Source organism: Anabaena azotica FACHB-119 (assembly GCF_014697625.1).
GTDB classification, from domain to species: domain Bacteria; phylum Cyanobacteriota; class Cyanobacteriia; order Cyanobacteriales; family Nostocaceae; genus Trichormus; species Trichormus azoticus_A.
Genome location: NZ_JACJSG010000034.1, coordinates 66,467 through 89,108, shown reverse-complemented (window position 1 = coordinate 89,108; position 22,642 = coordinate 66,467). Strand labels below are relative to the sequence as shown.

Sequence of the window (22,642 nt, the reverse complement as noted above, 5' to 3'; positions counted from 1 at the left end):
TTGGCTAACGATCGCAATCCAACTGTTTAAACCCGAATCTTTGCTCATGACCTGCTTTGTGTCACGACGATTTATCTTAACATCTGATTCTTCAAAAAACCTGCCCTTGAAAGCCCCTAACCCCTCCCAGGAGGGGAAAGGAGCAGAGGAGAACAACTGTCACCTGTCACCTGTCAACTGTCCAATATGTATCTACGCGATCGCCTGACCTCACACCACTCAACTACAATATATATATCTATTGTTGCGAATTGTATATTTAGGGTTTAGCTGTCATGGCTCCCGCCGTTTTAATTCAAAATCTCCAAAAGCGTTACGGTACTGTTGAAGCCGTCAAAGATGTTTCCTTCCAGGTAGAACCGGGAGAAATCTTTGGCTTACTCGGCCCCAACGGTGCAGGTAAAACAACTACTCTGCGTGCTTTGTGTACCCTCACCACACCAGATGCTGGCAAAATCGAAGTATCTGGAATTTCTGTGTTGGATAACCCCAGAGTAGCTAGACAACGGCTAGGCTATGTTGCACAAGAAGTCGCCTTGGATAAGGTGCTAACAGGACGAGAATTGCTGCAACTACAAGCAGCACTTTATCACCTCCCAAGTGCCGTAGCCAAACAGCGTATTGAGACAGTTTTAGATTTACTTGGTTTACAAGAGTACGCCAATAAAAAAACAGGAACCTATTCTGGGGGGTTACGCAAGCGCCTAGACTTAGCTGCTGGCTTACTTCATGCGCCTGATGTGTTGGTCTTGGATGAACCAACTGTAGGACTTGACATAGAAAGCCGCTTTGTGGTATGGGAATTTTTGCGAAAGTTACGCGCATCGGGGACAACTGTTGTCATTACCAGCCACTATTTAGAAGAAATTGACGCGCTAGCCGATCGCGTCGCGATTATCGACCGTGGCGTAGTGATTGCCGTCGGTACACCCTCAGAATTAAAAGATAGAGTAGGAGGCGATCGCATCACCCTACGCATCCGCGAGTTCTCCCCCACCGAAGAAGCAGAACAAGCCAAAAACTTACTACAAGAATTACCTTTTGTCAAAGAAGTCATCATTAACAACGCCCAAGGTAATTCTCTCAACTTAGTAGTAACACCACAGAACGATGCCCTAAGCACCATCCAGCAAGCCTTAAACAACGCCAGCCTGCCAATTTTCGGCATTGCCCAATCCCGCCCCAGCCTTGATGATGTCTACCTCGCCGCCACCGGACGCACCTTACTGGATGCAGAACTAGCAGCAGTAGCTAATCGCGATCCCAAAGCTGAGAAAAAGCAGAATATGCGATAGGGACTGGGGACTGGGGACTGGGGACTGGGGGAATAAGTATGGACTAATGACAACTGACAACTGATAACTGATAACTGATAACTGATAACTGATAACTGAGAAAAATGAGTGTTACCCCAAAAACTGAGATTAACTGGCAAGCAGCGACATCACCGCAAGCCTATGCTGATGCTGCACCTAATTTCTTTGGTGAATTAGCACAAGAGACACTGGCTTTAACTCGTCGCTTATTTATTCAATTACAACGCCGTCCCTCCACTTTGTTAGCAGGTATTATTCAGCCTGTAATGTGGTTGGTGTTATTCGGCGCTTTATTCCAAAATGCCCCAAAAGGTTTATTTGGTAGTACGACAAATTACGGTCAATTTCTAGCTGCGGGTGTGATAGTATTTACCGCTTTTGCAGGAGCTTTGAATGCCGGATTGCCTGTTATGTTTGACCGTGAGTTCGGCTTTTTGAATCGTTTGTTAGTTGCACCACTAGCATCCCGGTTTTCTATTGTCTTTGCTTCAGCAATCTTTATTGTCAGCCAAAGCTTACTACAAGCAGCCGTAATTGTCGGCGCGGCGGCGTTTCTGGGTGCTGGACTACCAGATGTAGCCGGATTAGGTGCGATCGCCCTCATTGTCTTCCTACTGGCTTTAGGTGTCACAGCAATTTCCTTGGGATTGGCTTTTGCTCTCCCTGGACATATCGAATTAATTGCGGTAATTTTTGTTACTAACCTACCTTTACTCTTTGCGAGTACCGCCCTCGCTCCTTTATCCTTCATGCCCAAATGGTTGCAGGTTGTCGCTACCCTCAATCCTCTCAGCTATGCGATCGAACCCATTCGTTATCTCTATCTCCACAATAATTGGGGATTAGGCGATGTGGTCATGCAAGCGCCTTGGGGTGATGTTACTTTTGGTGGAGCATTGCTAATATTGTTTAGCTTCGCTTTAATTGCATTATTGAGTATTCAGCCTCAATTACGCCGGACTCTTGCTTAAAATGGACTGGGGATTGGGTACTGGGGATTGGGTGAGCAGAGGAACGGAGGTAAAAATAATTACTTAGCCCTGGCTCAAAGCTCCGCTTCCCCGCTCCAGTACTCAGTACTCAGCACTTTTAACTGACAATAGTGTTAGAGAAATTTTAGAGTCAAAAACCATGAAAAAACTATTTTTACCAACCAGACTATTAGTAGGTTTAGCCGGAATTAGCGTTGCTTCCTTGCTGACAGTACAGCCAAGCTTTGCCCAACTGGGAACTGTAGATGCAGGCGGTAATAATGATACCCAAAATAATAATATTGACTTTAACTCTGGCAATTTCAATATGTTTGACCTAATTCATCGGGCAAACTTTGGCAATAGTACATTTGACCCCAACCGCCAGAACGAAGCAATAGATGATGCTGCTAAAGCGTTCAGAGAAAGACAAAACAGAGCAACCAACAATCAACAGCAAGGGCAAATACTTCTTGTACCTCAAAATACGACTCAACCAGCCGCTAATCCATCAAATTTGTCTGTTCCAGGGAATAATTAATGCCAGAAGATGAGAGAGACTCATCAGTAAACAGTTATCAGCGAACAGTTAACATAATCTGATAACTGATCTGACTTTTCACGGGATCTGGAAGACCTCTCTCCTACAAGGAGAGAGGCTTTGATTTCTCCCCCTTCCCTACAAGGGAAGGGGGCTGGGGGGTTAGGTCTGACGGAACGCTTTTCCACATAACGTGAAAAGTCAGGATAACTGATAACTGATAACTGTTCACTGAAATATTCAGCTTACAGTCCCAAAGCTGTTAAAACATCGCTAGCATGGGTTGCTGTGTTGACACTAGCATCAACATGAATGATTTTACCTTCTGGGCTAATTACGTAGGTAACGCGCTTGGCATAACCGCCGCCATCAACGTCGTAAGCTTTGATTAAGCTTTGGTTGGTGTCAGCCAGTAGAGGAAAATTCAAATTATATTTTTGGGTGAAGGCTTGATGAGAAGCTTCATCATCAGCACTCACACCTAAAATGACTACATCCTTATTTTGGTAATCAGATCGAGCATCACGGAAGCTACAAGCTTGTTTAGTGCAGCCTGGTGTGTCATCTTTGGGGTAAAAATACAAAACTACAGTCTTCCCAGCAAAATCAGATAACGAAACGGTGTTACCGTTGGTATCTTTGACGGTAAATGCAGGTGCATCCGTACCAACCGCTAGAGGCATAATGAACCTTTCCTGTTTCAGATTTTTGATGACTCTGAGATTTTACAATAATTTACAATAATTTCATGACAATTTTGGGAAGGGGGAAAGGGGAAGGGGGAAAGGGGAAGGGGTAAAGGCTTTGCGCTTGCTGTTGACTATGGACTGTTGACTATGGACTGTTGACTATGGACTGTTGACTAATGACTAATGACTCACAAATTATGCCGATAATAGATTCTTCAACACCGAAAGCGTTTTCTTATCCACCAATTACGGTAGAACGAGCTAGGCGATCGCTTATTTGTTCTCCCTTCCATCTAAAATTATTTGAAACCATGCGTAGTCAGAGCGTTTCATTAAGTGCGATCGCTAATGAAACAGGTGTTAAGCATGGTTATACCAAAAAGCCCTTGTCTGAGTTGGCTGGTGATAACGAGTTGGGATGGTTAATTCAAGTGGGAGTATTGCGGCGCGAAGTAGACGGACAGGGAATTACAGATAGTTTCCGCCTCACTCCCCTGGGACATCAACTGATAGAAGAGTATCAGGGAAAAAGTCAGCCTGTAGCTTCATGGCGCGATCGCTTACACGATACCGTGATTCGTTGGTTTAGGCTTCCCTTCTAAAATCAAAACCAGAAAGTTAGGATTGGGGATTTCTAGGGAACAATATATACAAAGACACATCAACCCATTTATCAAGTCTTCACCATTTTCATCTCACTGAATTGGTGAGATTGTTAATTTGGGTGGGAACATATACAATGGCGCTGGCATATCCTTGGAACCAAGGACAAATACCCGCGCTCAATTCATCTTAGTAGCTGCCTGATGCTCTGACATATAAGCAGCAAATTGCTATATTATCCTGCAAATATCTCACACCAATTATTTACAACAAGGTTATAAATACAAAAGTATTTAGAAATTACCAATATCTAGGCGTAAGCCTACCCGTAGGGTATTACAAATTACGAATTAACAGTGGCTATGAAATCAATAATGGTAGTGGGAACAACATCCCATGCAGGGAAATCACTCATCAGCACAGCTATTTGTCGCATTTTGTCAAGGCGTGGTTGGCGAGTTGCACCCTTTAAGGGACAGAATATGGCGTTAAATGCTTATGTCACAGCTAACGGGGGGGAAATTGGCTACGCACAAGCAGTCCAAGCTTGGGCGGCTGGGGTGATACCTTGGGTGGAAATGAATCCCATATTACTCAAGCCCCAAGGGGATATGACTTCGCAAGTGATTATCAGAGGTAGACCTGTAGGTAGAGTTAGCGCGGTTGACTATTATGAGCAGTATTTTGACATCGGTTGGCGGGCGATTGAAGAATCTCTACAACATCTGGGAACTGAATTTGATTTAATCGTTTGTGAGGGTGCAGGTAGTCCAGCAGAAATTAACCTTAAGCACCGCGACTTAACCAATATGCGGGTGGCAAAATACTTAAATGCGCCAACCCTATTGGTAGTTGATATTGACCGTGGTGGTGCTTTTGCTCACGTAGTTGGTACATTAGAACTATTAGAACCAGAAGAACGTCAACTGATTAAAGGCGTAGTCATAAACAAATTCCGGGGACAGCGATCGCTTTTAGAATCGGGAATCAAATGGTTAGAAGAAAAGACTGGTATCCCTGTTGTTGGTGTTATTCCTTACCTACAAGAAATTTTCCCCGCCGAAGATTCCCTGGACTTACTAGAACGCAAAGCACAGAAATCCCAAGCCGATCTCAATATCACCGTCGTTCGTTTACCGCGAATTGCCAACTTTACCGACTTTGACCCCTTAGAATCAGAACCCACAGTTGCAGTTAAATACATCAGTCCAAAACAAGATTTAGGACATCCAGACGCGGTAATTCTACCAGGAACAAAAACCACAATTGCCGACTTGATATTATTGCAAAAAACTGGTATGGCAGAAGCAATTCAAAACTATGCAGCTTCTGGTGGTACAGTGTTAGGGATTTGCGGTGGCTACCAAATGTTAGGGCAAATTATCGCCGATCCAGAAGGGATAGAAGGACAAGCTGGTAGATATCAAGGCTTAAATCTCTTACCAATTAGAACCGTGATTACTGGACAAAAAATTGCCCGTCAGCGCCAAGTTAGCTCAAATTTCCCGCAGATGGGCTTACCAGTTAATGGCTTCGAGATTCACCAAGGGCGATCGCGTATAGAACCGCAAGGTGATAGCAAAGCCTTCCAAGCCCTGTTTGATGATGTTAACTTGGGGTTAGTTGATAGTTGTCAATCTGTATGGGGTAGTTATCTGCATGGATTATTTGACAACGGCCCTTGGCGACGCGCTTGGCTCAATCGTCTGCGTCAACAGCGTGGTTTAAAATCCCTACCTACAGGTGTGGCTAATTATAGAGAACAGCGAGAGCAGATGTTAGATAATATAGCTACTGAGATAGAAAACCATTTAGACTTAACACCGTTTCTGCCTTAGCGAGGCTAGTATTCCATGACTGTTCGCGTCCGATTTTTGCCAGATGATGTCACCATTAATGCTGAAGTGGGAGAAGCCCTGTTAGATGTAGCAGATCGGGCGGGAGTTTTCATTCCCACTGGTTGTCGCATGGGTTCTTGTCATGCTTGCACAGTAGAACTCGAAGATGGGGACATCATCCGCGCTTGTCTTACCGCTATCCCATCAGGACGCGAAGAGTTAACCATTCATTTATTTAGCGATCCAACTTGGTAATTTCCGAATTTATTGGGGCTTGGATAGAGTGGCATTAGACTATCATAAAATATAGAACAATGCCTAAAAAAATTAGGGAACTAAAGCAGATGCTCCGCCAAGTTGGTTTTACAGAACTACCAGGGAAAGGAAGTCATACTAACTGGGTGCATCCCTTGTATGCTGGAAAGATTACAATTTCAGGCAAAGATGGAGCAGATGCCAAACCTTACCAAGAAAAGGAAGTAAGACAGGCAATAGAGGCGGTAGAGGATCAGCAAAAAGATGAATAAGCTCAAGTATCAAATGGTGATTCAGTGGTCTCTTGAAGATAATTGCTTTTTGGTTGGCTTACCAGATTTTCCTGGGCAACGCTGGCGCACTCATGGGGATACTTACGAATTAGCAGTCAAAAATGGCATTGAAGCTTTAGAGTCCTTGATTATTGCTTATGAAGCTGTCGGTGATGCGCTTCCAGAACCGACAGTTTGTAACGCTGCATAATCACAGAGGCGGTAAGTTTTTGCGATCGCCTCTCTCCCTGCGCTAAGGTAATAGCATTATTCAGGTGCAAAAATTCATGCCGATGTGAATGGAGCATTTAACATCGGCAGAAAATGTAATCCCAAGGGGTTTGATTGTCTCAAATCTATTCTCAGGGATAGGGGATGTCTGGTAGTACATCCAAGGCGTATAACTCTATTGTTCCGGCTTGTCCAAGCTAAAAGTAGAGTTGCTTAAAGCCAAAGAAGCCTGCGTCTGCCTATATTTGACTATGGAATTTGGAACTATTACCTATCAGCTATTACCAACTACATTGTTAACGAGATTTAGGCAGAGGTTGACCAAACTCAATTACTGGAAAATTGGGTAAAGTCGGGGCTGGCGGAGTAGAAGAATTAGCGTTGACAACAGTATTTGGTTGGGGATTGGGATTATTAGCGTTGAGGGGAGGTACACTCACAAAAGGCTGCTGTGTAGCATTGATTGACGGTAGAGTGCTGGGTAATTGTAGAGAATTAACATTTGTTGGTTGTTGGCTACTTGGTTTTGTGGCAACTTTGACAATTGTTGGATGTAAAATCCAGCGAGTGGAGTTTTTAGGGGAAACTGGTTTTAGTTGCACTTTGTTAGCATCTACAGCCGAGCCTGGGGCTAAATCCAAGACAATACGAGTAACATTAGCACTCATCTGGGATACACGGACTCTTTGCACAGGGCCAGTATATTGTTCTTGGGTGGAAACTTTACCTAATTGGGTATCGGGAATATCTACAACTAGTCTTGGCGGTTCGTTGAGGTAAAAGTATTGTGGTGTTTTACCCAATGAAAGCGTAATTTCTAGCTTTTTCGTGTCTGGGTAGAAGCGCCAATTATTTAGCTTTGCTATCTGCTCACCAGCCGCAATACCACTAAAAGCAAATAAGGTAATGGCAATACATAAACTAGTGCCAAACAATTGCTTGCTTCCCTGGATGTTGTTACTCATTATTGCCTTAGACATCACTATTTATCCTTATATGTTCAGCCATCAGGCTGGGAAATCAATGATCACCCGTTGATCCTGAACCACTGCTGACTATGCTAATGGCTAGGAGAATTTTCCGGTCTGACCTGGGCTGTTTCAGGTGTAGCATTAAATTTCCCAGTTGGTGAAATGCTACTGATGATTAATTGTCTTTGCAGATTACCTTGAGAAGCCAGTTACATTTGCATTTTCACGCTTTGAGGTGCAGAAATGTTGCAGAAATTAATGTAAGGGTGTAAGGGTGTAAGGGTTTTAAAGATTTACACCCCTATACCCCTCTCTTACAAAGTTCTGATGCCTTCTCTTTCAGAGACGCTACCGCGAACGGCGGGCTGCGCCAACGGAGGAAGCCTCTCTACGAGACGCTACGCGAACCGCTCAGACTTTGCGCTATACCCCTACACCCTTGCCCAAACCCTTGATTTTTCGTTTTTATGCGTAAGTTCTATATCTGTCGCCTTCTGTTTTCCAATTGGTATTACCTGTTTTGGGGTCGCCCACAAAGAATATAGGACGGGCAAGATGCCCATCCTACAAGAAAATTGGCAATGTTTTTGATTAAGAAGTTTTAACTACTACTGACGCGATCGCCACTCGTCTTTTTCAACTCTTCCCATCTCTGCCTTAGTTGATTTAAGTTAGGCTTTTGACCGCCATAGCGCCAGCTAACATAGGCTTGACAAATTTCATCGATGACTTGGGCGGTTGTCGTTCCATGATGCTGGTATGATACTTTGGCATACTCCAAGGGCGTTTGAGCTGGATGTTTACCTAAACCTTTTTTGGCTGTCCATTGTAGCATTTGTTGATAAAGGCTTTCCATTGGGGGAAGTTTACCCAACCTGCGACGAGTACGCCATTCTTGCCACTGTGTCCAACCCAGCCAAGCAAAAAATCCTGTGGTTGTTCCTACAATTAAGCCTGTTAATATGCCGAACCAACCTTGAGTAAATAGACCAAAAAACCAAGCGATCGCCTTACCAATCCAACTAAATACATTATTAAGTAAACCTGTCACCGGCGAAGGCAACCACCCCGCTACCCATTGCCAAAATTGTCGTAGCACGCTAAAAGTCTGCACATCCTCAACTGAAGGCGGAATCAAAGGATGATTGGGAATTGGGTCAAAAGCAAACCAACCATATTTAGGAAAATACACTTCCGTCATCGCGTAAGCATCAGTGTTACGCACAACATACATCCCTGTGAAAGGGTTAAATTCTCCCGCCGCAAAACCCGCTACTAACCGCGCTGGGATACCAATAGACCGCAGCATCATCGTCAGGACTGTGGAAAAGTGGTCTGGATAACCGCCTTTATATTTAAATAGAAACGCCTCTACCAAGTCCTCGTTATCATTCAAATGCGGGAATTCTAAAGGATTTTCCGGGATGGCATAATGTTGCTTGACGTACTGAGCTAAATACAATACCTTTTCATAGGTTGAATCCAAAGTCTTTTTAGTTTCTGACTTCCATACAAGTTGTTGGTCGTATTCAGCTAAAATTTCTTCGGTACGTTGCTTGACTTTGGCGGCAATTTCTGACGGGATTTGCAGGTAATGCTTTTTGATACTCTGGGGATAATCGTTAGTAGCTTTTCCTAGTAAAGTGCGATCGCGCAAAGGCACATCAGAAATCACAGTATAGGTCAGGTCTTTCGATAAACCAACAGGTGCGCGTAACCCCCCTTCCTTATCAAGGGCGACCATCGGCGTAGGAAAGTAAAGTTCCCTGGGATAAGACAGGGCGGGAATTAAGTTAGGCAAATCCGACACTACAGTGTAAGTCTGCACTACTTCCTTAGTTCTGCCAGATATTGGTGCTGGGGGAATATAAATTTGGTAAGACCAAGGCGATCGCTTGATAGTTGTCACATCATCATTGCGGGAAATTTCCCAACCCTTACCTGTGTAACGGTCAAAAGCCAACACTCGCCAAAATCCCTCAGCTTGCGATCGCACCCGCATCACCACCTGGGGTTTCATCTCTCCCCGCAGGTTTTGGTTCATCTGGCTATTGAACCCGTAATAAAAACTATCATCTACCTTACCAGGTTCACCATTTTGATTTTGCTGATTACTACCAGTACCATTACCTTGGTTATTAGCATTACCTTGACGAACATAACCAGGATTAATAATAGAGCGACCCGTAAAACTCTGATTGACCTCGATAGGAGAACTCACCGGAAAAGTCCGCAGTTGATACCCTGGAAATCGGGGTAAAAGGGCAAAAACCACCAACCCTAAACCGACAACCACTCCAAACAATAGAAAATAACTAGGAACCCCAGAAGATGATTTCTGTTTTTTTGACTTTTGACTTTTGAGTTTTGAATTGTTTATTCCCAGTTGTGAGCGGTAATTGAAGACTAACGTAGGGAGTGCGATCGCTAAAAATAATAGTAATACAGGTGCGAACGCCAGCGTTTGACTTAATGTAGCCGCCACACCCAACAAAATTAACCCAATCACAATTGAGTAACCCAAGTCTTTACGCCGGGGTACATCAAAACTGTGGAGAACTTGCAATTGAATTAACAACTCTGCTAAAGCCAACCGCGTATCATTTAATTCGCCAAATATTCGTCCAAAAAAACCCCCCAGTGCCATCAACATACCGATCGCAATGCAAAACTTAATAGCAGTATTAGCTTTACGGCGATAATAATAACCCCAAACTGTACCCACCACACTTATAGGTATAGCCCAGAAACTAAACGTGGTGGCAGCAGCAATATCCATTGCCACAATCCCGATAATTACCAACGCTAGCACTAGTACCCGCAAAGGAATGGAATCTTCTACTTCCAACAATGGCGAACCCTGGTTATGTTGTCGCCAATCCCAACTGACTCCTAAACGCCAAAATTGATTCATTAGAAATGTCCCCTGTCCCCTGCTATAGATACAAAGTTTCGGGAAGTTCCTCTAAGACAACAGGAACCCCCCGAAAACAACTTTTGGGAGTATAGGTAAGTCGTAAATTTTCATTCTCGCTGCGGGTAATTGTAGAAGCCCTAATGACCCTTGGTTGAGAAAAAACTGATGAGTGTTGAGTGTCCAAGCGCGGTAGGTTGACTTTGAGCCAATGCTGAGTCTAGAGTAGTGAGTGCTGAGTGTAAGATTCTCGCCTAAGCGCCTCACATCTGTGACCCTAACCTAAGCGCCTCTAACCTCTATACCCTCTTTCATATTGTGCTAGCGCTGATAATTTTCGCTAGATTGAGGGATTAATGACAAATAGCAAAGGTTGCTGATCGAGTTCCGGGCAATCAACCTCTAATGTATAAATTGATTGAAGTTGTTTGCAGCTTAACTCTACACTCAAACATCCTGGGGTTGACGACTGCGCCATCGCAATACTGCCGTTACCTTGCAGTGTCAAAATTCCCTGAGTTGGTAAATCGCTGTGGACAACTAACTGGGTAACATCTCCTTGGGTGTAGCATTCTACCCGCAAAGTCAAAGCACCAAGGCTAGTCAACCAAAGTCTTTCAACCACAGGTTGGGCTGTTGACACTGGTAGAGTCAGGTTAGTTAGCAGGTGTTTAGCCGCCAGCAAAGACAAAGCCATTTGTTGACGAGGATCTAAATCTGCGTAATCGCTCTGAATATGAGGACTGGTATCCATTTCCGGCGATCTATAACTGGTTCGCAGTACTAACCCAGCTAAGTCATTAATTGTTTTTGACTCATTAGGAAAGAAATTTTCGACTACCTGAACTAATTTTGCCCCCAAAGGCAATGAAGATGTCACCATCTGCTGGCATTTTTCCAAAATTTCTTGGAAAACTTTTTCCGGTAGGGTTACGGGTAAGTTCAGCTTTGCTTGCTGGGCTAACCAGCCCCAATTGGGAGTTAACGCCAATGATGATTCTTCAATATAATCTGGGTATTCTACTAATTGACTTTCCCAGGGAAATAGGGGTGGGTTATTTTCGATGTGAATTTGTAACCGACGTTTAACGACGGATTGAAAACGTTCTTGCACAGTAGGAATTTCTCCTAATCAAAAGGTTTGGGACTACCTTTTTCAGTTATGCTGGCTACTTCGTCAAGTAGCAAGTTATTTGAGAAAGATTTTCCCCGCCAAATCCTGACAGCTTTCTTTACTATTCTCTTGTTTGTTGACAGGATCTGCCAACAAACCGAGTAAGTACTTTTGTAAGGATTCTGAGTCACTATTCATGAGTAGATGCACTTGATCCGGACACTAGGGAATTGCGAATTTCCCAAGCTTGTTCTAAAATCTTAAACCACCGCTTCTGTAGTTGTGCCATTGATAACCCTAAAGTTTTGGCAATTTTTTCGTCTGGTTGACCTTGTTGTTTCAAGTCTAGTAAAGACCTTTGTTTCTCGTCTAGTTGAGCGGTGTAGGCTTGCCACTGTTGGGGAGTTAAGCCCAAATTAGTATGCAGGGAAGCTTCTAACCATTCGTGAACTAATTCCCAGCGATGTAACAAAGCAAACCGAATCAAATGATACTTAAAGCGTTGTTGTAAGTAATCTCGCTGACGTGGTGTTAATCCTAAAACGTTCTCAATTTCTTGAGCTGACATATCCTGAAGACGCAGAGAAAAGTAATTAGCACAGTCGGATTGTTGTTTTTGCTCCAAATAATCCATTAATTCGGTAATGACTACAGAGCGTAAGGTATCTTCTTCTGGTTCTGGTTCTGGTTGAGTAGCCATTGCCGATCGCAATCTCTGTACGGCTGGTTCTTCCCAAGAACCGTCTCCTTCATTAGAACTACCTTCGGAAGCTTGTTCAATATCGACGTTGGTTTCGGGGGGTTGCTGTTGGGAAAAGGTTTGCGCCCGCAGGATAATTAACTGTTGCTGTCTTCCAGGTAAAGGAATTCGCCGCTTACCATAGCGCTCGGTAAAGGCCATATACTCAGCCAACTCCATGAGAGTTTGCGGACGGTATGTAGCCCCTAGTTGATTTTCCCGACGGAAAGCATTTAATGCTTCTAAATAAAAACTTTGTAAGAAATCTTCTATGATAGTCAGCCGCCCTTGATAACTTAATTGGCGCTGAGGCGGATTAATGTAACGATAAATAATAGCGCTGAGTGTACTGTGGAGTTCGACTCTGCCTCGGTTGGAACCTAATTGATAATATCTCAGACATTGTTGTAGTCGGTGCTTGGCTAGGGTCATAGCGGAATTTTCTACAGCACCGGAAGCTTGAATCCTTTTACTTTCGGTGCAAATTCGGTATACTTCTGTAGTGATACGATTTGCTACATCTTGACAATTCTGGTCTGAAGCTTTGGTAAACTGTTTTAACTCTTGATAAACCAGTTTATAGATGGCCTCCACACCTATAGAGTTTTCTAAGAGAAAATTGGCGGTGGGAATGGTTGCTGTTGCGGCTGAATTCATAGCGTTGATGTTCACTAGACCCTAACATAAACTTATAGACAACCTGCGACGACCGTGGGTATTGGCTTTATGGTTTTGCGTATACACTAAACGCATACCAAATCCTGCAACGAGGATGTGGTTGATTTTATTAAGTCCTACTCTGATGGAATAGATCACATTTTGATAAATGTTATTGCCATTACCCAGGAGCCGTTGACAAGTAAGATGGATTTAGAAGCACAAATACAATTGCTGATTAACAATGCACCCGATGATGGCGTTACACCACATCTTGTTACAGCAATTGCTCCTTTGCTTGTGGCGATCGCTCAAAAATTACGTCATCCCCAGTACTACATTCTTCAAGATAGTGAAGGTAGCTGGGTCTTAACTACATTGAGCCATCGAGCAAGCCCAGGAATCGAAAAGCGTGTTGTTTACGCTTTCCCTAACATACAGGATATTTCTTTGATCTTAGATGCTGGGCTAGACCCTCACATGACCCCTGTGATTACCCCTGTTACCCACATTTTGTTCCAATTAGTGGCATTAGAACCCGTAGATAGTATCGTTTTTTTGGAAACGCCGGGTAAGACCACTCACACCTATGAGGTAAGACGCGATGATTTCCAAAAACGTATGCACAAACAGCTAAAAAAACTGCGATCGCCTAAACCCATCCCCCCAAATATTGCCTAAAAAAATTTTGGATGTAGGATTTTTTCAATACATCCCACATCCAAAATTGCAAATGTCATGAAACGCTAATTTAAAAACAAAAATTCTCAAACCCACTAATACAATCGGCTTAACGTATATTCAGCTATATTGATTAGTGCTTGGTGAGATTCTGAAGGTGGCAAAGTCACTAAATGCTCAATTGCTAACTTGGTGTGGTGAGCAGCCAAATCTCGCGCCTGCTGTATACCTTGACTATTTTGGATTAGTTCTAGTGCTTGCTCTAAATCTCCTTGTTGGGCAAACTCACGCTCAATCAACACCTCCAAATATGGTTTTTCGGCTAAAGCATATAAAACCGGTGCAGTGAGATTGCCACTTTTGAGGTCTGACCCTGCTGGTTTACCAAGAGTGTCTGTAGTGCTAGTGAAATCTAAAATATCATCGACAATTTGAAATGCTATACCCAAATGGCGACCATAGCTATAGAGATGTTCGGCAGTTTCTCTTGACACTTCACTTAGTAAACCAGCAGCTTTAGAACTGTTAGCAATTAAAGAAGCCGTCTTGTAATAGCTCTTGCTGATGTAATTTTCTAGGGAAATACTAGCGTCGAAGCGGTTTAATCCCTGCTGAATTTCCCCAGTAGCCAAATCCATAATCACTTCCGAGAGGAGTTTCACCACCTCCAAATTATCCAAGTTGGCTAAATACCAGGAAGATTGAGCAAATAAGAAATCTCCTGCCAAAATGGCAATACGATTGCCAAACAAACTATGAACGGTGGGGACACCTCGCCGTACTTCTGATTCATCTACCACGTCGTCATGTACTAAGCTAGCCGTGTGAATCATTTCTGTAATCTCGGCCAGGCGGCGGTGACGCGGCGTAATGTCTTGATCTAACATTGTGGCTCTTGATATCAGCAGCACGATCGCTGGTCTGATACGCTTTCCCCCAGCTCCGAAAAGATGTTCGGCTGCCGCAAACAAGATGGGGTGGCGATTTCCGACTAGCTGTTTCAGGTTATCTGCTAGTATTCGCAGGTCTGCTTCCACAGGGGTAAACAGGGAGGTGGCTGGGGTCATGGATTGGCGGACTCAGACTTTTAGTTACGAAAGTTTACATATCCTATACTCATTTTAAGATAACCCTGTGCCAGTGCAAGGTTTTGCTAAGGAGATTCTCATTTTCTCTTGATGGACAACGCCCAAGCGCGGTAGCAGAGCGTTGAGCAGCTTGCTGAGTGATGAACTGAGAGCTTGCACCTGCCTTGGGGAAGCAACTGGCGCTATACTGCCCATCCTACTAAAACATCAGGGGTTTAAGAAATTCCAGAAATTATTCAATCAGCAAGAGCAAAAATTTTGATAAAGTTCTTTCTCTGCTCCTTTGCTCTATCCTCCTTGGGGGGTGGCTGGCGGCGATTGGATATTTTTTTAGTCACAAATCCCTAAACTCTGATTTTCGAGTGCAAAATATTAAGTGAGGCACTTCCCAGAATTGACGCTCCCCGCCCAAGCGCTTACGCTACATACCGGTATTCTTGTTTCACTGAGCGAATTTACTCAAATTTGTTTCCTTGCTTTGAGCAGTGATTCATCTCTCCACAAGCGTTAACTCTTCGACTGCGCTCAGGGTAAAAAGTTTCCGTCCGCCCGACGGTACTTATAGCGGATTTCAATCGGATAGAATATGGATGTGTTGCCAAGATTTTTTGACTTGGTATTGGCAATAAGAAATTTTTTAATTCACCGTAAATTTAAGTCTTGAAGCCGAGGTAATTGTTTATTAATCGCGAAACAATGATTTGAAGTGTAGTTGTATCTTGTTTCATCTTGGTTGAGTACTCAAAAAATAATTAATTACGCAAGAACGTTTAATTGCGTAAAGGCGCACAGGTGCGCGTTCTTACTTGTGTAATTCTGTATATACATTATCAGTAATTTTACGGTTAAATATTATACATTGCCTGTGATCACAAAAGGTCTTTGCTATCTTCATTTAATTTCTGGATATCGAAAATTTGAGTTGAGTCGTACACATCTTGAGTGGCCTGGAATACAACCTAAGAGGTACATCTTTGGTCTTGACTATTACCTTCTACAGATGAGTTATTTTTAGGTTAAGAGTAAGTTTTTCTTACCTCTGTGTAACCATCTAGAAAATTTAAAATTTAGCCTCAAAGTTTGCTTCAAATTTGAGGTTATTGTGTTACGCTAAAATGTAAGGATTTTAAATTTTTCAATTGTTCACCCCTCACAAGTAGATCGCTTTTCGAGTGATGCTACCTAGATGGTGTTGTGAATCGAAAATAGTACATTGTCAAGGTGAGAATCAAGAAAGTATTTTCTTGCTTTCTTTGTTGACGGTGAGAACTCTTTATTTAGAGCTAGGCAACTCTCTTGGAGAAGTTGCTGCAAGTTTTTAGCTTGCGTTGAGCGTAAGCATGGCTCTGGCAATAAAGATGTCAGTAAAAATCAAGCGGACTAGGTAGGCTGCTGAGACAAGCGGTTTAAATCACTTTTGTGGTGATTTATGTCTTGTCGAATGTATGGTCTGCAAAATCAACTAAATAGTAAATCCGTTGGGGAAAGAGATTTAAAACTCTACGGAACAGTTTGCCATGACAAATTATAGCCATCAAGAATTTCTTGGTTGGTCAATGTCCTGCTAACTTTATGCAATTTGATTATGTGTTTGAAAAAGTATTGGTGTAAAAATGATGTACGGGAGTATGCCTATGATGATTTTTATTTTGGCGGCTGGATACCTATTCACAGTTTATCTATTATTAGGATTAGCTAAAAGAACTGGTAAAAAACCAACTATTAATAATCGAACTGTAGTGAGGAAAAATAATAATTCACAGGAATTATCTGTTTCATCTACGGTAACTGAAGTAGTTAACAGTCAATAATGATAAATTCGTAATACCCTACAGACGAGCTAGCAGAATTTGATAGTTAACAAGTAAGAAGAGCTTTTAGTTGTAGGGTGAGAATTACGAATTATGCAAAATCCTATTGAAGTTGGGAAATGGGTACGGTGGCGAAATCTACGGCTTCAACCAATGGAGTATAACCTAACCACTGTACTCCTGACTGGGCGAACTGTTGAGGACAGCCGCTAACAGCAAAGCGTGTTGGTAGTGGTGGATGAGTATTGCTTAAGCCAAGTAAATCTAATTCTTGAGTACAAGCTGTGACGACGTAAACAGCAGGGTCAATGATTTTGACTTGGGGGGGAAGGAGCGATCGCAACACCGGCGCAAGAAAGGGATAATGGGTGCAACCGTAAACTAAGGTGTCTATATCTTGCTGGAGTAGCGGTTCTAAATAAGCCTTGGCTACTTCCGTAGTATAGGGGTCATGAATGCGGTTTTGTTCAATCAGAGGAACAAACTCAGGACAACCAACTTGCCAAACTTCCACATTAGGGTCTATTTCCCAAATTGCTTGGCGGTAGGCGTTACTCTTGGCTGTAGCTGGTGTGGAAATAACTCCAATACGCTTACCTTGCTGCACTGCGGCTCTAGCCCCAGGGAGGATGACACCAAGAATGGGGATGTCGTATTCCTCACGGACTATATCCAACACTAGAGCAGAACTAGTGTTACAAGCCATAACTACCATTTTGACTTGTTGTTGCTGCATCCAGTCCATAATTTCGCGCACATACTGGAGAATTTCTGCTTGTGAACGAATACCGTAAGGCAGTCTAGCTGTATCACCGAAATATATTACAGATTCATTAGGTAGTTGGCGATAAATTTGACGTAAAACCGTTAGCCCACCCACACCACTATCGAACACGCCAATGGGGGCGCGTTGAGGTTCTTGTGGCGAGAAACCGTAAAAATTACCTTCAAAGCTGGAAGATGAATACACAGGCAAATATTGTGAGAGATTTTTGAATATTAAAATACAGAATTTAACAGACAATTTACCAATTGACTACTAAATTCTGCATCTACACGCAGTCTAATTAGGGGACAGGGGAGCCAGTCGCGTGCGGAGGTTCCCTCCGTTGAGCGAACTGGCGTGACAGGGGAGCCAGTCGCGTGCGGAGGTTCCCTCCGTTGAGCGAACTGGCGTGACAGGGAAGAGGCTGGGAAGCATCTTTGGTATAAAAATTTTATGATTGATTTATGTCCTCAGCTATGCTTCGAGTGCAATATTCTCAAATTTTAATTTGGTAGAAATAGACACAAAAATAAAGTTAAAAGCATTACCTGTTGTGAGTGAACTAGTTTTCCTGTCACCTGTCACCTGTCACCTGTCACCTGTCACCTATTCTTATCTCTTGAGATATTGCAGGATACCACGAGCGATCGCATCTGCCATGCGGCTTTGGTATTCTGGTGAGCCTAGTCTGGGATTATCTTCATTACCAGTCATGTAACCGGTTTCGACTAAAATTGACGGCATAGAATTCTTTCTCAGGACATAGAACCGAGCTTTGCGTGTGCCTCTGTCTTTGATTGTGCCAATGTTTTGGAGAATAGTTTTACGTACTGTTTCTGCTAAAGCATAACCACTATCGTAATAATATACTTCCAAACCATTAACATCAGGACGACCATCCACAGAATTGGCATGAACGCTGACAAATAAAGTCGCATTCGTCCGTTGAGCAATGTCTACTCGCCCTTGTAACTCTACAAAAAAGTCGGCATCCCTTGTGAGGACTGTTTGCACACCATTCTGCTCTAAAATCGCAGCTATTCTCTGACCAATAGGTAAAACTACATCTTTTTCGAGTAACCCACCTAAACCAGGCGCACCAGAGTCTTTACCACCATGTCCAGGGTCAATAACTACTAAAAGTCTACCCCTGTTAACCGGACGGGAGATTGGTTGAGGGACATTTATGGGATTATCTATATTGGTGTCTGGTAATTGACTACGATTGGGTGGAGAAAGTGACGGTAAACCTACTGGGGGTGTCAATTGCCTAAAGCGTTGTAATTCTAAAGCTAAAAGCTGGTTACTAACTTGATTAAGTTCGCCTATTTGTACTCCGCTTGCTGGTTGTACTAGAACAACTACTGTATTATCTGCTTGGGGTTGCAAGCGCACACGCAGGATGGGGCTATTGGCATTAAAAACTGGGCCTGTAACTCTAGGAGATAAGTTAGCGTTATTAATAATTATGCGGTATAGTCCAGAGGCTCTATCCCAACCACCTCTAGCCGATACAGGTTGGTTAGAACGAATTAAAAGTTGTGTACCATTTTCTGCCAATTGTACAGCCTGAATGGTGGCTGGTGAGTTGGTATTGGCTGAGATGGTAGTGTCGGGACTATTATTTTGCGGTAAGTTGGTAACGCTTCTACCGGGTAGAATTATTAGTCCACCTATGCTGCTGGGAATTACCCGCCAGTCGGGACTGTCTCTATCCACCTGCATGGAAATGCGTACTGTTTGCGGTGATGGTTGTGTCAGTTGAATACTGTTTACACCGAAGCGATTAACTGGTAAATTTTGCAGGATACTGGGTGATAAAGATGCGCCCGCAACATTGATATCGATGACTCGCCGATCATCTGTACGATTAACCTGAATCTGAGGACTACCGCCACGAGTACGGACGAAAAACCCATCACCTGTAACTCTTAAACTTTCAATTTGAGTCACAGAGGCAATATTATTAACAGGCCGTTCTGGGGTAGTTGGGGTGACTGAGTAAATATCTCTAGGCGATAAGGGAGAGGGTCTATTATTTGTTAGCGATGGTACTGTAGGTACTGGTTGCTGGGCAATTTCTGTAGGTGATGAGATTCCCTCTGCGGTGGGGATGGGTAGCTGTACAGTCCAACGACTGGGACTAATGCCGACAAATTTTATTTGTTGGGGGTCAAGAGTGTAACCAGGGCTAAGTTCAACGACAATGCGCGTCGTTTGTGGATCAAACTGCCCTACACGTACAGCCCGAATTGCTCCACCAATTGGTCTTGTAGACTGGGGTTTGCCAAATGAGGTGTCTGGCAAATCAATGACCAAACGTGTAGGGTTGAAAATCAGTTGCGCCTTTGGTTGTACAGCGCCCGCAGTGTTAATCTCTAAGCGATTTTGATTAGCGTCAAATCGCCAAGAGTCTAGCCTTGCTGCTAAAGTTGGCGACGATAGTAATAGGATGGTTCCAACCGTACCGGATAGTAACCAGTGTAATTTCACAATTTTTTCTCCTGATGTCCGTTCATGAGAGCTGTTAATGCTCTAAAATCTCGGTCAATCCTCACACCATCACCGCTCAAACTTCAGCTTTGCTCTAATAAAATTTTTTTGCTGGTATAAAAATACAACTAATGGCGAAACATAATAACACAGCCTTAAGATTTTTCCATACCCATGAAGGCATGAAATTTAGGTTCAGAGTATAAGGATGTGGTTAGTATTCACACAAACTCTTGGAGAATAACAGGAATAAAAACATTAGTCATGGGTCATGGGTCATTGGTCATTGGTCATGGGTCAGTTGTCATTAGTCATTAGTCATTGGTCATTTGCTATTACTTGCTTCCGCTACTCCCCCTACCTTTCAAGGGCAGGTTTTTTACACTTCGACCCAAAAACACTGATTTTAGGGTGTAGGGGTATAAGGGTGTAGGGGTGTAGGGGTAGATGAAAGTCTGATAATTTACTGAATCTTATAGTCCTCACTGATTACTTTATGAAAAACCTGCCCTTAAGAGACTCCCCCTACTCCCCCTCTCACAAGTTTAGGTTTTTAATCTAGCAGTGAGTAAGGACTCTAAAACTAACGAGAAAATCATTGTTTTATTCACCCCTACACCCCTACACCCTTACACCCTTACACCCCAAACCAAGGTTTTTGGAACACCAATAAAAAACCTACACCTGTCAGCTACTCCCCCTACTCCCCCTACTCCCTCATCTCCCCCATCTCCCTCATCTCCTTTTTTACCTTCTCAGATACTGGAGAATACCACGAGCGATCGCATCTGCCATTTGTCTTTGGTAAGCTGCATTTCGTAGTTTAGAAATGTCATCTCGACCAGTCAAATATCCTGTTTCTACCAGAATAGAGGGCATAGAACTTTTTCTTAGCACATAAAATCTTGCTCGCCGCACTCCTCTGTCTCGGACATTCACACTTTGGAGAATGCTGTTATGAACTACACGGGCTAAACTCAAACCATTGTCATAATAATAAGTTTCTAAACCACTGACATCGGGACGACCTGCACCTGCGGAATTGGCGTGGATACTCACAAATACATCAGCACCAACCCGTTCCGCCATTTGCACTCGTCCAGGGAGAGTGACGAAGTAGTCGGAATTTCGGGTCATTACCACTTGCACACCATTTTGCTGAAGGACTTCGGCAATTCTTTGGCTAATAGGTAAGATGATATCTTTTTCTCGGACTCCACCTATACCAATCGCTCCTGGGTCTTTACCACCATGTCCGGGGTCAATCAATACAACTACCCTTCCTCTAGGAATTGGTCTAGTTCCAGGTTGGGGTATAGAAGGACGGGGATTGTTGGGATCTGGTAGTTGTCCTTGGATGGGTGGTAAGGGAGGTGTGATTCCTAGCCGACGGGAACCTTGTAATTGTAGGGCTAAAAGTTGGTTGCCGACTTGGTTAAGTTCCCCAATTTGGACTCCAGCAGCTGGCTGAACTAAAACAACTACAGTGTTGGAGTCTTGCCTTTGTAGGCGTACCCTGAGAATGGGGCTATTGGCATTTAAACGTGGCCCTGTGACTTGGGGAGATAACCTGGCGTTAGGAATAGTGATGCGGAATAAACCTGAACTTCTATCCCAACCACTGCTTGCAGATACTGTTTGGTCGGCTCTAATGAGTAGTTGTGTACCATTACTAGCCAAGTCAATTGATTGAATTGTGGCGATGGAGTCGGTTGTAGGGACTCTATCGGGTACAGTGGAGCTGTTGCCCTCCCCATATTCGTTATTAGGTGATCTGACTAGACGATTGGGGAGAACTACTAAACCGCCAGAACTGCTACTTGATACTTGCCAATTTGGGCTATTTTTATCTACCCGCAAGATCATGGTGACACCAGGTGTTCTACCTTGTTTTTGAGTAAATTCAACCCGGTTAACACCGTATTTACCGACGGAAATATTTCGCTGAACACGAGGCGATAAAGTTGTATCGTCTATATCGACGAAAATAGAAGTGCTGTCAAAGCTGCGAATTATTCTTCTAACTTTAGCATTTGCGCCGCTTGTCCGCACAAAAAAACCATCGCCTGTTACTTGCAGGTTTTCAATTTGAGTTGCTGCGGTGGCGGCGCTAATTGTATTGTTGGAAAATTCTGGTCTGCTATTGTTGGGTAACTCTGGTCTAGGATTGTTGGGGAGATTTGGTCTACTATCTGAGTCAATCGTCACTACATTATAACTATTGTCTGAGGACGACTCTACGCGCTCGGCAATGGGATTGGGTAACTGTACTGTCCAACGGCTAGGAGTAATACCGACAAATTTGATTTGCTGGGGGTCGAGTGTGTAACCAGGAGCGAGTTCGACTACTATGCGGGTAGTTTGCGGGTCAAATTGCCCGATCCGCACAGAACGGACTCTACCACTACCACCTACTGGTTGTGTTAACTGCGATCGCCCAAATGTGACGTTTGGCAAATCAATTACTAGACGTGTGGGGTTAAAAATCAGTTGCGCTCTGGGTTGGACAGCACCTGTAGTATTAATTTCCAAGCGGTTTTGATTGACATCAAAGCGCCAAGAATTTAACCTCGCAGCCAAAGCCGGCGAGGACAGTAATAAAACAGTGCCAACAGTACCAGATAGTAACCAGTGTAATTTCACAATCCTTTCTCCTGATTCGCATTCATGAGAGCCGTCAATACCTCAACAT

At 43.5% G+C, this 22,642-nt stretch carries 20 protein-coding genes; 10 read left to right on the top strand and 10 right to left on the bottom strand.

The genetic code is table 11. The features are described 5' to 3' along the window. The first annotated feature begins 275 nt into the window (after positions 1 to 275). The 3 genes from H6G83_RS22770 (at position 276) to H6G83_RS22760 (ending at position 2,828) form a co-directional block, all read left to right on the top strand. Entirely contained in the window at positions 276 to 1,295 is a 1,020-nt protein-coding gene (locus H6G83_RS22770) for an ABC transporter ATP-binding protein (protein WP_190476246.1), read from the top strand. A gap of 104 nt (positions 1,296 to 1,399) precedes the next feature. Continuing rightward, a complete protein-coding gene (locus H6G83_RS22765; RefSeq protein WP_190476245.1) occupies positions 1,400 to 2,287 on the top strand; it encodes an ABC transporter permease in 888 nt (295 codons plus the stop codon). Between the two features lie 160 nt (positions 2,288 to 2,447). Then, the gene (locus H6G83_RS22760) at positions 2,448 to 2,828 is read left to right on the top strand and encodes a hypothetical protein (protein WP_190476244.1); all 381 of its coding nucleotides are present in this window, start codon (positions 2,448 to 2,450) and stop codon (positions 2,826 to 2,828) included. Between the two features lie 245 nt (positions 2,829 to 3,073). On the opposite strand, the gene H6G83_RS22755 is transcribed toward H6G83_RS22760, so the two are convergent. Then, positions 3,074 to 3,511 (bottom strand): peroxiredoxin, encoded by a 438-nt coding sequence (locus tag H6G83_RS22755; protein WP_190476243.1) that lies wholly within the window; start codon positions 3,509 to 3,511, stop codon positions 3,074 to 3,076. Between the two features lie 203 nt (positions 3,512 to 3,714). Here H6G83_RS22755 and H6G83_RS22750 point away from each other — a divergent pair, with 203 nt between their 5' ends. From H6G83_RS22750 to H6G83_RS22730, 5 genes are all read left to right on the top strand, one after another. Then, a complete protein-coding gene (locus H6G83_RS22750) occupies positions 3,715 to 4,119 on the top strand; it encodes an Npun_F0494 family protein (RefSeq protein WP_190476253.1) in 405 nt (134 codons plus the stop codon). Between the two features lie 363 nt (positions 4,120 to 4,482). Next, on the top strand, positions 4,483 to 5,958 hold the full coding sequence (gene cobQ, locus H6G83_RS22745) for a cobyric acid synthase CobQ (protein WP_190476252.1): 1,476 nt from the start codon (positions 4,483 to 4,485) through the stop codon (positions 5,956 to 5,958). A gap of 15 nt (positions 5,959 to 5,973) precedes the next feature. Then, complete coding sequence (locus H6G83_RS22740) at positions 5,974 to 6,213, top strand: 2Fe-2S iron-sulfur cluster-binding protein (protein ID WP_190476242.1); 240 nt, start codon at positions 5,974 to 5,976, stop codon at positions 6,211 to 6,213. A gap of 59 nt (positions 6,214 to 6,272) precedes the next feature. Next, complete coding sequence (locus H6G83_RS22735) at positions 6,273 to 6,485, top strand: type II toxin-antitoxin system HicA family toxin (protein WP_190476241.1); 213 nt, start codon at positions 6,273 to 6,275, stop codon at positions 6,483 to 6,485. Next, complete coding sequence (locus H6G83_RS22730; protein ID WP_190476240.1) at positions 6,478 to 6,696, top strand: type II toxin-antitoxin system HicB family antitoxin; 219 nt, start codon at positions 6,478 to 6,480, stop codon at positions 6,694 to 6,696. The genes H6G83_RS22735 and H6G83_RS22730 overlap by 8 nt, the downstream gene beginning before the upstream one ends. A 316-nt stretch (positions 6,697 to 7,012) precedes the next feature. On the opposite strand, the gene H6G83_RS22725 is transcribed toward H6G83_RS22730, so the two are convergent. The 5 genes from H6G83_RS22725 to hetZ all read right to left on the bottom strand — a co-directional run bounded on the left by H6G83_RS22725 (position 7,013) and on the right by hetZ (position 13,111). Then, positions 7,013 to 7,696: an AMIN domain-containing protein gene (locus H6G83_RS22725; RefSeq protein ID WP_190476239.1), complete on the bottom strand. Its 684-nt coding sequence runs from the start codon at positions 7,694 to 7,696 to the stop codon at positions 7,013 to 7,015. A 592-nt stretch (positions 7,697 to 8,288) separates the two neighbouring features. Next, a complete protein-coding gene (locus H6G83_RS22720; RefSeq protein WP_190476238.1) occupies positions 8,289 to 10,601 on the bottom strand; it encodes a transglutaminase TgpA family protein in 2,313 nt (770 codons plus the stop codon). A gap of 340 nt (positions 10,602 to 10,941) precedes the next feature. Further along, positions 10,942 to 11,715 (bottom strand): PatU, encoded by a 774-nt coding sequence (locus H6G83_RS22715; protein ID WP_190476237.1) that lies wholly within the window; start codon positions 11,713 to 11,715, stop codon positions 10,942 to 10,944. A 75-nt stretch (positions 11,716 to 11,790) separates the two neighbouring features. Further along, a complete protein-coding gene (locus tag H6G83_RS36285) occupies positions 11,791 to 11,913 on the bottom strand; it encodes a hypothetical protein (protein WP_313936769.1) in 123 nt (40 codons plus the stop codon). Next, on the bottom strand, positions 11,906 to 13,111 hold the full coding sequence (gene hetZ / locus H6G83_RS22710; RefSeq protein ID WP_190476236.1) for a heterocyst differentiation protein HetZ: 1,206 nt from the start codon (positions 13,109 to 13,111) through the stop codon (positions 11,906 to 11,908). The genes H6G83_RS36285 and hetZ overlap by 8 nt, the downstream gene beginning before the upstream one ends. Before the next feature lie 207 nt (positions 13,112 to 13,318). On the opposite strand from hetZ, the gene H6G83_RS22705 reads away from it, so the two are divergent. After that, entirely contained in the window at positions 13,319 to 13,792 is a 474-nt protein-coding gene (locus H6G83_RS22705) for a hypothetical protein (RefSeq protein WP_190476251.1), read from the top strand. A 95-nt stretch (positions 13,793 to 13,887) separates the two neighbouring features. On the opposite strand, the gene sds is transcribed toward H6G83_RS22705, so the two are convergent. After that, entirely contained in the window at positions 13,888 to 14,859 is a 972-nt protein-coding gene (sds, locus tag H6G83_RS22700; RefSeq protein WP_190476235.1) for a solanesyl diphosphate synthase, read from the bottom strand. A 1,634-nt stretch (positions 14,860 to 16,493) separates the two neighbouring features. Here sds and H6G83_RS22695 point away from each other — a divergent pair. After that, entirely contained in the window at positions 16,494 to 16,691 is a 198-nt protein-coding gene (locus H6G83_RS22695) for a hypothetical protein (RefSeq protein WP_190476234.1), read from the top strand. Between the two features lie 103 nt (positions 16,692 to 16,794). Here the strand turns inward: H6G83_RS22695 and murI are convergent, their stop codons facing one another. The 3 genes from murI to H6G83_RS22680 all read right to left on the bottom strand — a co-directional run bounded on the left by murI (position 16,795) and on the right by H6G83_RS22680 (position 22,593). Continuing rightward, the gene (gene murI / locus H6G83_RS22690; protein WP_190476233.1) at positions 16,795 to 17,661 is read right to left on the bottom strand and encodes a glutamate racemase; all 867 of its coding nucleotides are present in this window, start codon (positions 17,659 to 17,661) and stop codon (positions 16,795 to 16,797) included. Positions 17,662 to 18,069: 408 nt separating this feature from the next. Then, positions 18,070 to 19,950, bottom strand: coding sequence for an N-acetylmuramoyl-L-alanine amidase (locus tag H6G83_RS22685; RefSeq protein ID WP_190476232.1), 1,881 nt, complete (start codon positions 19,948 to 19,950; stop codon positions 18,070 to 18,072). A gap of 747 nt (positions 19,951 to 20,697) precedes the next feature. Next, the gene (locus H6G83_RS22680; protein ID WP_190476231.1) at positions 20,698 to 22,593 is read right to left on the bottom strand and encodes an N-acetylmuramoyl-L-alanine amidase; all 1,896 of its coding nucleotides are present in this window, start codon (positions 22,591 to 22,593) and stop codon (positions 20,698 to 20,700) included. Between the last annotated feature and the right edge of the window lie 49 nt (positions 22,594 to 22,642).